Annotated in this window: 12 protein-coding genes; 5 read left to right on the forward strand and 7 right to left on the reverse strand. The window is 58.9% G+C overall.

The genetic code is table 11. From position 1 onward, the window contains the following. Positions 1-1,797 (forward strand): CBS domain-containing protein (locus NW815_RS09225; RefSeq protein ID WP_414415933.1); only part of this gene is annotated, 1,797 nt, incomplete at its 5' end. A 9-nt stretch (positions 1,798-1,806) separates the two neighbouring features. On the opposite strand, the gene NW815_RS09230 is transcribed toward NW815_RS09225, so the two are convergent. The 5 genes from NW815_RS09230 to NW815_RS09250 form a co-directional block, all read right to left on the reverse strand. Further along, positions 1,807-2,313 carry a hypothetical protein gene (locus tag NW815_RS09230; RefSeq protein ID WP_011429595.1) on the reverse strand — a complete coding sequence of 169 codons (507 nt, stop codon included), beginning with the start codon at positions 2,311-2,313 and terminating at the stop codon, positions 1,807-1,809. 92 nt (positions 2,314-2,405) lie between these two features. Beyond that, a complete protein-coding gene (locus NW815_RS09235) occupies positions 2,406-3,365 on the reverse strand; it encodes a transglutaminase family protein (protein ID WP_414390577.1) in 960 nt (319 codons plus the stop codon). A 103-nt stretch (positions 3,366-3,468) separates the two neighbouring features. Next, complete coding sequence (locus tag NW815_RS09240) at positions 3,469-4,506, reverse strand: isopenicillin N synthase family dioxygenase (RefSeq protein ID WP_041438122.1); 1,038 nt, start codon at positions 4,504-4,506, stop codon at positions 3,469-3,471. Positions 4,507-4,629: 123 nt separating this feature from the next. Then, complete coding sequence (gene mazG, locus NW815_RS09245; protein WP_414390580.1) at positions 4,630-5,712, reverse strand: nucleoside triphosphate pyrophosphohydrolase; 1,083 nt, start codon at positions 5,710-5,712, stop codon at positions 4,630-4,632. Then, a complete protein-coding gene (locus tag NW815_RS09250) occupies positions 5,693-5,914 on the reverse strand; it encodes a DUF2949 domain-containing protein (protein ID WP_041436895.1) in 222 nt (73 codons plus the stop codon). The genes mazG and NW815_RS09250 overlap by 20 nt, the downstream gene beginning before the upstream one ends. Positions 5,915-6,424: 510 nt before the next feature. Between NW815_RS09250 and NW815_RS09255 the strand changes: the two genes are divergently transcribed. Then, on the forward strand, positions 6,425-6,661 hold the full coding sequence (locus tag NW815_RS09255; RefSeq protein ID WP_011429589.1) for a DUF3148 domain-containing protein: 237 nt from the start codon (positions 6,425-6,427) through the stop codon (positions 6,659-6,661). A gap of 255 nt (positions 6,662-6,916) precedes the next feature. Here NW815_RS09255 and NW815_RS09260 read toward each other — a convergent pair whose 3' ends face one another. Continuing rightward, a complete protein-coding gene (locus NW815_RS09260) occupies positions 6,917-7,072 on the reverse strand; it encodes a hypothetical protein (protein WP_414390993.1) in 156 nt (51 codons plus the stop codon). Positions 7,073-7,126: 54 nt separating this feature from the next. Between NW815_RS09260 and NW815_RS09265 the strand changes: the two genes are divergently transcribed. Next, the gene (locus NW815_RS09265; RefSeq protein WP_011429588.1) at positions 7,127-7,621 is read left to right on the forward strand and encodes a DUF4079 domain-containing protein; all 495 of its coding nucleotides are present in this window, start codon (positions 7,127-7,129) and stop codon (positions 7,619-7,621) included. Positions 7,622-7,842: 221 nt separating this feature from the next. Beyond that, on the forward strand, positions 7,843-8,697 hold the full coding sequence (lipA, locus tag NW815_RS09270; protein ID WP_011434441.1) for a lipoyl synthase: 855 nt from the start codon (positions 7,843-7,845) through the stop codon (positions 8,695-8,697). Here lipA and NW815_RS09275 read toward each other — a convergent pair. Continuing rightward, the gene (locus NW815_RS09275) at positions 8,694-9,917 is read right to left on the reverse strand and encodes an Era-like GTP-binding protein (RefSeq protein WP_414390583.1); all 1,224 of its coding nucleotides are present in this window, start codon (positions 9,915-9,917) and stop codon (positions 8,694-8,696) included. The two genes, lipA and NW815_RS09275, sit on opposite strands and share 4 nt — an antisense overlap. Positions 9,918-10,051: 134 nt before the next feature. Between NW815_RS09275 and NW815_RS09280 the strand changes: the two genes are divergently transcribed. Further along, positions 10,052-10,201 (forward strand): hypothetical protein, encoded by a 150-nt coding sequence (locus NW815_RS09280; RefSeq protein WP_011429585.1) that lies wholly within the window; start codon positions 10,052-10,054, stop codon positions 10,199-10,201. The last annotated feature ends 85 nt before the right edge of the window (positions 10,202-10,286 follow it).

Raw genomic sequence — 10,286 nt, forward strand, 5'->3', positions numbered from 1 at the left:
CAGGCTGTCCAAGAGCGGATCCCGCCCCCGGTGACGGCCAAAGATTTGATGTCGGCTCCGGTGCGCACCATCCGACCGGAGATCACCATCGACGAGGCCCAGCGGGTGCTGCTGCGCTACGGCCATTCCGGCCTGGTGGTGGTGGACGCTCAAGGTCGCCTGGTGGGGGTGATCTCGCGGCGGGATATCGATATCGCCCTGCATCACGGGTTTGGCCATGCCCCCGTCAAGGGCTACATGACCACCGACGTGAAAACCCTCTCCCCCGACACCCCCTTGGCGGAGATTCAGCGGTTGATGGTGCAGTGGGATATTGGCCGCCTGCCGGTTCTCCAGGATGGACAGTTGGTGGGCATTGTAACTCGCACCGATGTGTTGCGGCACCTACACGAGTTGCCGGCCCTCTCACCGCAGTTGGCTTTGCCCACCCTTTCCTGCCCTTTGGATCTCACCTTCGCGGCCCTGTCGGAGCGGCATCGACAGTTGCTGGAGCAGGCCGCCCACATCGCCGATGAGAAGGGCCTGAGGTTGTATCTGGTGGGGGGAACGGTGCGGGATCTGCTGCTGCACCGGTGGGGACGGCAGCCCTCACCCAACCTGGAGCGGCTGGATCTGGACTTGGTGGTGGATGGGCCCTACTCTCCGGCCCTGGATGGGACGGATCCCCCGGGCTGGGGCTTGATTTTGGGACAAGCGCTCAAACAGCACTTCCCGGAAGCGCGGCTGGAGATCCACGGCAAATTCCAAACGGCGGCCTTGATCTGGCCAGGAGGCTTTTGTGTGGATATCGCCAGCGCCCGCACGGAGTTTTATCCCTACCCGGCCTCTCCCCCCGAAGTGGCCATGGGATCCATTCAGCAAGACCTCTATCGGCGGGATTTTTCCATCAACGCCTTGGCCTTGCGCCTCAACGGCCCCCAGCGAGGACAGGTGCTGGATTTTTTCGGCGGACAAGCGGATCTGCAACAGGGGATCATCCGGGCATTACACCCCAACAGCTTCATCGAGGATCCCACCCGCATTTATCGGGCGGTGCGCTTTGCGGTGCGCTTGGGCTTCGCCCTGGACTCGACCACAGAAAAATGGATCCGCGCTGCCGTGGCCAGTGGTCTGCACGATGCCGTCGGCGGGGATCGCCTCAAGCAGGAGCTGGCCTATATTCTCGGAGCCCGCGATTGGCCCCAAGCCTTTGAGCGGCTGGCAGAATGGGGAGCTTTGCGCTGTATTCACCCCGACCTGGAGTGGGATCCCTCCCTGTGCCGGCGGTTGCAACGGGTGGGCCGCTGGGCTTATCACTTTCGCCGCCGCTATCCTGAGCTGGGATCCCAGGAGATCTGGCAACTGCGCCTAGAGGCTCTCCTCCTCACCCTACCCCAAGCCCCCCAGGTGGCCAGCCAACTCCACCTCACCCAAGCAGGCATCGAACGCCTCAGCCATTCCTCCTATTACCAAACCCTGTTGGCCCAACTGGATCCCGGCACCCTTTCTCCGGCCCAGGTGGTGCAACTGCTGCAGGGGCTGCGGATCCCGGCGGTGATTTTGGTGGCTGGGATCGCCCCCAAGCCGGCCCGGCGGCTGATCTGGCGCTATTTGCAGGAGTGGTACTGGGTGAAGCCGCTGCTCAACGGCCACGATCTGCGTCGTCTGGGTTATAAGCCAGGTCGCCCCTTCCAAGCCATTTTGGAGCAACTGCGTTGCCTCACCCTGAACGGCGAACTCACCACCCCGGCAGAAGCTGAAGCCTGGCTACAAGAACACTTCCCCCTGCCGCAAGCTCAATACCGAGGAAGAAAGTAGAAGGGCAAATCAGTCGAAATAGAAGAGAGTGACCAACTTGTGTTGTTCCTCAGCATGCTTGCAGGCATCCAGCAGCGTGACGCTGTCGTGGAAAACAAAGCAGATCAACTGCTGGCACTTGCCGATGATCTCCAGGTTGCACAGGCGGCTGGCCTCCGCCAAGGGAAGATGGTCGTTTTCCGGATGCTCCACCAGATGCAGCACCTGCTCCAGGCTGGCCCGCGACTCTGCCGGCTGTCGCTCCAAACTCTGCGGCAAGATCACCGTCAAGGACTTCATGTCCGCCCGCATCGCCCCCCGAATGACGGCCAAGTTGGTGCCAATGGCCCCAGAGGTGAGGATCTGATTGCCGGTAAGGGCCAGGGCATAACTGAGGGTCTCGATCAAATACTGATGGGTAATGGGCACATGACGGCTGCCCAGGATGGCCACTCGCTTCGGCCCAACTTGCTGAATGGCGGCCAACTCCTGCAAAAACGTATCAACGCTGGTGGGGACATCAATAGACTGGGTCAACGGGATCCCTCGGCAGATTCTCTAGATCTTGGCTAGGCTATGCTATCTCAAATTTTCGCTTTGGGATCCGGCCAAGTTGAAGCTCTACGGCTTCAGCTCCGCACTTTTGGTGAAGTGCTCAGGCTGTCTGCAGAAAGCTGGGCTTGGCTTTGCGCAGAAGATCCCGCCTGGATGTGGATGGTGTAGCTCATACTGCTGTGAACGCCCTTGCCCAGCCAATGGCCGTAAATGGGAGCGGCATCTCTGGGGTAAGCGCTGGCCGCCAAAGCCACATGACCATCGGCCACGGCCAACCCCTGGGTGGGATCAAAGCCCCGCCAACCGGCCCCCGGCAAGTACACCTCCGCCCAAGCGTGCAGATGACGGCGCCCAGGCTCTGGGGGTTCTCCGCCCATGCTCTCCCCCGAAGGCCGTGAGGGGCTGACCTGGTAGCCACTGACAAAGCGCGCGGCCAAGCCTACCGTACGGCAGACCTCCATGAACACCAGGGCCAAATCGCGGCAGGCTCCGGTTTTGCGATGCCAGGTCAAGCCGGCAGGCCAGGGATCCCCCTTTTCCCGCAAGATGTGGCGGCATTCTGAATAGATGCGCTGGTTCAGCGCCGGCAGAAAAGCTGTCGTTTCCCCCTGCACGTGATCCCATAGCTCCCAGGCCAAGGCCTGGATGCCGGGATCCGCCTGAGCCGTCAGATAAGGCTGTAATTGGGCTGCCAGCGTGCTGGGATAGTCGATGGGGAGATGGGTGGCCCAATCGCAGAGCAGGTAGTCGAAGGGATTCTGCCGCAGGGTGAGCACCGTGGCCTGAGTTTGAATGCGCAAATGCTCGGTGGGATCCCCAAACCAGAGCCGAACCGCCGCGTTGCCCTCCAGGTCCACCAGCGCCGATTGGCCCACCGGCTGCGGATCCACCTGCAACTCAAAAGCCAGGAGAGTTTGGATCCCGTCGCAGCGCGGTCGCAATCGCACCGTATGGGGCTCCAGTTGGACTGGACGACTGTAGCGATATTCGATGAGATGGCGGATCTGAATTTGCACAGGCCAAATGACGGGCAAGGAGTTTTATCACAGGCAAAGGAGCACCGAGATCAGGCAACCCAAACTGCTCCCAGATCAAAGCCAAGAAGCGGTTGCATCGTCTGCCCGAGATCTCTAGACTTCAGGGATCCCGAGTTTGAGATCTCCGAGAGCTTTGCCCTGCCTTCCCAATCATCGAAACCTCCAGCTTAGAGCGGATGTACTCCCCAGCCTGTACAGGAGCATAGCGAGGGGGATTTGCTGCATTCTGGCATGTGGGCAGGCATTCGATCCAAGCATCGTCCCGAGGAGCTGTAAAGTAAACCAAAGACAGGCGGCGACTGGAACCGAAAGCCGATCGGGGTGGATTGACCACGCGGTGCAACGTGGAGCGCCAACGGTCATTGGTCCAACGGGATAGCAGATCGCCAACGTTGATGACAAAGGCGTTGGGAACAGCCTGCACATCAATCCACTCTCCTGCTTTGGAGTACACCTGCAGCCCTCCCGGCGCCCCATCCTGTCGCAGAATCGTGAAGCCACCGTAGTCGGAGTGAGCCCCATAGCGTAGCTGTCCCGGGATGGGCTCCACCTCCTGTTCAGGATAATGCACAGCCCGCAGCACTCCCCCTTTCCCCTCCATAAAAGGCAGAAAATAGGTTTCCGGCAGATCCAAAGCCAACGCGCCCATGCGCATCAAGGTTTGGGTGAGCTGAAGCAGAGCCGCATCATAAGCCAGAAGAGCAGCCCGCAGTCCTGCTGGATGGGTGGGCCAAAGGTTGCCCGAATCCGGATCCACCCCTGCTTGGGGCCGTTGTGGATCTTCCCGAAACAGGTCATTGAACACCAGCGCCTCACAGAGATCGTAGGGAACCTCTGCCCCACGGGTAGCGGCTACACTTTCGATGCCAATCGGCAGGTATCCCTGGTTTTTGACGCGATCCGGAGTCACCACCTCCATTTTTTGTTCCAGCGGCAGGTCGAAGAAAGCCCTCGCTCTCTCGTAGGCTGTTTGTATGATGGCCTCCGGGATCCCATGCCCTGTGATCACCACAAACCCCACCTCCTCCAAGGCTGCCCCAAAAGCCTTTGCAACCCCTAGCGGATCCGTGCCCTCCCGAAAGGGGGTCAAATCCAGACAAGGGATCCCAGCTTGCTCAAAGGAAGAAACTGGAGACATAGCCGACATAGAGACAGGTGCTCAGAACAGCTCCTACCCTACAAAGAGAACTTGCCCCAAGACTGTGTGGGCGGATACCCCCTCAGAGCTGGCACCGGCTCAACCCCACATCCAGAAACGAAACTAGGGATACTCTTGCTTGGCCTGTTGCCAGAGGACTTCCAGCTCCTGGAAACTGCGTCCTTTCAGAAGGGAGCTTATGCCATCGCCGGGCAGGGATCCCGCTGGTTCCTGAGCCAGCTCTTCCATGCGCAAAAAACGGCGAGCAAAGCGCAGGTTGGTTTGGGTTAGAGCTTGGGCAGCATCCAAACCATACCAACGGCCCAAGTTGACCAGGGCAAAAAGCAGATCCCCCAGTTCGGCTTCCTGCCGAGTTGGATCGGGGGGATCCCTCTCCAATTCTCGACGCAGCTCGGCTTCTTCCTCGCGGATCTTGGCCCAGATCCCCTCCACCGTTGGCCACTCAAACCCTGCCCCCACCACTTTGCAGGAAATTTTCAGGGCAGCCATTAGGGGAGGCAAACTTTGGGCATAGTGCAGCAGTTTTTGGCCAAGGCTTTGATCCGGTCGCTCCCCTTGCTTGATCTGTTCCCAAGAGCGGTGCAACTCCGGAAGATCTGCCATCACAGCATCCCCAAACACATGGGGGTGACGGCGGATGAGCTTATCGGCAATTCCCGCAGCCACAGCTTCCAGATCAAAGTGGTTCTGCTCGGCAAAGATCTGAGACTGCAACACCACCTGCAACAACAAATCCCCCAGCTCTTCGGCAATTGCTGCCGGATCCCCGGCTCGAATGGCAGCTACCGTCTCATACGCTTCTTCAAGAATGTAGGGGGTAAGAGACTCTGGAGTTTGGGCCCGATCCCAAGGACACCCGTCGGGAGCGCGCAACCGAGCAACAACAGCCGCCAAACGACTCATGTGTGAGCTAGAGGCGGAACGCTCCAGATAAAGGTGGGCAAAATGGCCCGTCGCTTGAGGATCCCAGCTTTGGAGCGTCAATGGGCCGGCCACCACCTCCAAGTCTTCTGTTAGCAACGTAACAGACTGGACAGGAGAACAGATCTGTTGCAAAACACTGCGCAGCTTCGCCAGATCCTGGCCCCCACAGCTTTTCAGCAGCAGGGATCCCTGCTCAGCAGCGAACCACCGAGCCAGAGCCTGTTGCCAGTTGGGCTGAAGACTATCCAGCGTTTGCAGCATGATCAAAAGGGTAGGCGCGGCCCAAATCCAAAAGGCGGCTGAGCTGCTCCAGATCGATGAAACTCAACTCCAAAAGGATCATCAGCAACGGCCCTTGCTGGCGATGCTGCAGCTTCTTGGCCAGGCTCAGTTGAGAACGGTCGATAATGCCCGTTTCCAATAGATATTCCTCAAGGGCTGGGGGGGGAATGGGATCTAGCATGGTCGTTTCGCAGCGCTGAAGTAAGGACGAGTATGAAAACTGAGAAGATAGCAAACCAATGTAACTATTCTTAACACTTCTACAGAATTTCGGCAAAGATCTGGCTGGTGCGTAGGCCGAAGGCGAGCTTGCTAAGCCCTGCGCCCACAGCTCCAGGACAAGAGAACCCCTAAATTGCCTCGGCAAATGAGGTTTCCGTATCCAAGGACACAAAAAATGGGTACCAAGAGTTCATGGTATGGTAGCAAATTGGCGATCAGTTGGCAGCACCCCGAAAGGCCGACTGCTTTTTCTTTGTGGGAAAAACCAACTCACCTTGCAAGATGTTACCTTTTTATCTCGTTGAATCCTCGTGCTTGATAAAAATCTTACAACAATTCTTCGGGGATCCAATCTGTTCGGCTCCTCTGGGATCTGCCCTAATGCTGTCATCCTGCTCGGGTTCGGTTTTGGGCATACATCGTCCTACGTTCAGCTAAGCTAGAGACACTTGCCACATGGACTCCCGTTATGTCTGAAGCCCAGGGTTTACTGCCGGTGGGGGCAACGGTTCAAGTGGTGGAGATGCCTCCTTACCTAAAAACGGCTGACCCAATGCCGATGTTGCGCCCGGCCCATTTGATCCGCTTGCACGAACAAGGGGTGATCCTGCAGCGGCGGCTGTTGGGCACCTACAGTGTGCAGTTTGCCAATGGCATCTTTCTCATAGACGGAAAATATCTCGCGCCGGTGGGATCCCTGTCCTGACACGCCCATCTCTCCTCCGAGCCAGCTGGATGGGTTTGCCGGCCTTTAGAACCTTTGGGAGCTGGCAGCTTTCTGCAGAAGCGAGCCTTCAACTGGCCGGCGGACTTTCGCGATAGCCTGAACCGCGGCTAGCCGCTTCTGACGCTTCAGCGAGCTCAGTTGCTTATTCCCGTCAGCGGTGTCGAAGTAGCTGACAGACCTGCCCAGCTTTTGGTAGCTGGTTTTGCGATCTGCCACCGCCGCGCTGTAGAGGGCTCAGCACATCCGCCCCCAGTGGTGCAAGAGTTTTTCTTGCTGGCGACTGGGATAAAGCTGGGCCGCGGCAGCGTTGCGTAGCCACAAAGTGACGCAGGGGGTTACCCTGCCATAGGGTGCCAGTCCGCTGCGCTGAGACTGGAGACTGCCGCGCATCAGGTTAACTCATGTTAATTTGGGGGCGTCTTCCTCTTCCATCCTGCGATCTCTATGAGCATTCAACTTCCTCGCTGGCTAGAACTGGCCTTGCCTTTCTTTCATCCTGTGCTGATGATTTTGGCATTTGCGCTGGCCCTGTATGCCCTTTACCTGGGTCTGCAAGCGCGACGGGTGCGCACTGCCTCGGCAGAAGAACGCAAGGAGCTGATCAAAGGGAAGTTTGGTCAGCGGCATTTCCTCGCCGGATCCCTGTTCTTGGTGTTGATGGTGTTCGGGGCGCTGGGCGGCATGGGGGTTACCTACCTGAACAATGGCAAGCTGTTTGTTGGGCCTCACCTGCTGGCTGGGTTGGGCATTGTGGCCTTGGTGGCCAGCTCTGCGGCTCTAGCACCGCTGATGAAAGACGGGCAAAAGGTCTGGGCGCGTAATGTGCATGTCCTATTAAACGTGGTGATCCTGGCGATCTTGGGTTGGCAGGCGGTGACCGGCTTTCAGATTGTGCAGCGCATCGTCAACCAAATGCTGACCACACCCCAGGTGGCTTAATCTCCCCGAAAGACCCATGCAACCCTGAACAGGGCTGAGCTTTGGGAGGACTTTGTCCCGCTGGTGCGAGCCGAGAAGTCCGTCGACCCAAAGACTTCGGCCTCCCCTTTTCGGAACCCAGAGCTTCATCATGTCAGAATGGCAGAGCAGGCGCTGCATCCTTCGGCTGTAGAGGGGCGCAGTCTTGTTGCCGATACCCAGTTAACGCAACGGTTCTCCCTATGTCGGTTAGCCCTCTTCCCAGTTGGGTCAAGCGTTCCATCGGCAAAGCCAGCGAGACTTCAGCGGTGCAGCAGGTGATCAAGCAGCGGGGCCTGCACACCATTTGTGAGGAGGGGCGCTGTCCAAATCGAGCCGAGTGCTACAGCCAAAAAACCGCTACATTTCTGCTGATGGGAGGGATCTGTACCCGCGCCTGCTCTTTTTGCCAGGTGGCCAGTGGACGGCCCGCACCGTTGGATCCCACAGAGCCGGAGAAAGTGGCCGAGGCGGTTGAGCTGCTGGGGCTCAGCTATGTGGTACTCACCTCGGTGGCCCGCGACGATCTGCCCGACCAGGGATCCGGTCGCTTTGTGGAGGTCATGGAGGCAATTCGGCGGCGCTGCCCCGGCACCCAGATCGAGGTGCTCACCCCCGACTTTCGCGGGGATCGCGAGTGCATTGCCCGTGTGGTGGCTGCCCAGCCTGTTTGCTACAACCACAACATCGAAACGGTACGACGGCTCTCCCAGGCAGTACGGCGCAGCTCCGGCTATGACCTGTCCTTGCGGGTTTTGCGAACGGTCAAGGAGCTGAATCCCGGATTACCCACCAAGTCTGGACTGATGTTGGGGCATGGGGAAACCCGCGCAGAAGTGCTGGAAACTTTCCGGGATCTGCTGGCGGTGGGATGCGACCGTCTGACCCTGGGGCAATACCTGCAGCCTTCTTTGGCGCATCGCCCTGTGGAACGCTACTGGACTCCGGAAGAGTTTGCCGAGCTGGGCCAGATAGCCCGCCAGATGGGGTTTCGCCAGGTGCGCTCAGGGCCATTGGTGCGCAGCTCCTACCACGCTGCCGAAATGGTTGAGAACTAGGCCAGGGAGCTTGGCAGAGAGGCTGTGCAGTCTGTCATAGCCAACCTTTCCCGTCCGATCAAGGCACGAAGGCCCGCTTCCAGGCCGAACGCTCGGGCTGCAAACCGGCTGAGCACCTGTGGCGCCAGGGATCCCAGGCGGTACAAGCTGATCCCCGCTACCAGACCCGGCAAGAGGCCGTTGCCCCAGCCTCCCCACAGCCAGGAACTCACCCCTTCCGCCAGCAGCAGCAGAGCCCCATTGAGCAGCAGCGGTCGCCACAGCCCCTTCCACAAGACCCTCCGGGGCAGGTGCAGCCGGATCTCCAAGCCCAGCAGCCAAAGACCATCCAGCAGCGGGGCCAACAGCAAATCCAACCCCAGCGGAGCTAAGCCCACCCCCATCCCCTTGCCAAGGGCGAAAATCCTGCCCCATTGCTCCACAAAGGGGGCATGGTGCTGCCACTGTTTTTCCAGAATCTGGGCCTGAACCCGGTCCAGCCGCTTCAACACATTCAAAGCCAGGAGGGATCCCGCCTCGGTTTGCAAAATCTGCAGAATTCGCCCCCGCAAGGCTTCAATTTGGGGTGCAGGCCGTTCCCATTCCAAAGTAATGCGGCCATCCGGCCAGTGGGTGCGGACTTTCAGAGGTTTTGGGCAAGCGGCCACGGTCAAAATCTCCTGCGGCGATACCCAGCCTAGGTGGCGGCTGATCTGGGCACAAATGGCCTGCAACTCCGCTTCGGAGTAGAGATCGCATTTGTTCAACACCAGCAGGATGGGCTTGTATAGAGTGCGCAGCTCCGAGAGAGCTTGGTATTCCAACTGGGTCAGGTCGGTGGCGATGACAAACACGATCAAATCCGCCGAGCGGGCCACATCCCAGGCCAACTGTTCGCGGGCTTCTCCTTCCACTTCGTTCAAACCCGGAGTATCCACCAGCCTCACCCGCCAAGGGATCCCTGGCCCCGGCTGCCACAGCAGGGATTGGGGCTGCTGAGTGACCCCATTGAGGGGGCCCACCTTCAACCGCTCCTCGCCGGTTAAGGCATTCAGGACGGCTGACTTGCCGCGGTTGACCAGCCCAAACACCGCAATGGAAAACAGCCGCGCGGTGAGGCGCTTGCGCAAAGTGGATAGAGCCCTGAACTCCGGTTGTAAATCCCGACGGCTGGCCAGAGATTGCCAATGATCCCAGCACCTTTGCAAAACGGTTTCGGCTTGGGTCAAGGGAGTGGTCATAGACAGGGGCAATGGACTAACCCTCACTCTAGAGGGAATTGCCCCTCAGGGCTAGCCGTTTCTCCCCCCCAGCGTGGGGAATCCAAACCCCACAAAATAGGGCATGATCACCCTAGGGTTCCGCCGAATCTCCTATGCTGTACCGCCTTCCCCAATCTCTGAAATGGCTTCGTGTGGGTGGATCCCATCGTTCTAAGCAAGAGCGCCAGATCGTGCGCAGCCTGCTGGCCTTTGCCGGGGCGCTGCTGGTTATGGATGTTGTGCTTCTGAGCGCCCTTCGCTAGTCCAACTTGGCAAGCCCATCGTTAGGTGATTCCGAACAAGTCTAAGTCTGAGGCATTCCTGATACATTTACGCTGAACACTGCTG

The sequence above is a fragment of the Synechococcus sp. R6-7 genome (assembly GCF_047461695.1).
Taxonomy (GTDB): domain Bacteria; phylum Cyanobacteriota; class Cyanobacteriia; order Thermostichales; family Thermostichaceae; genus Thermostichus.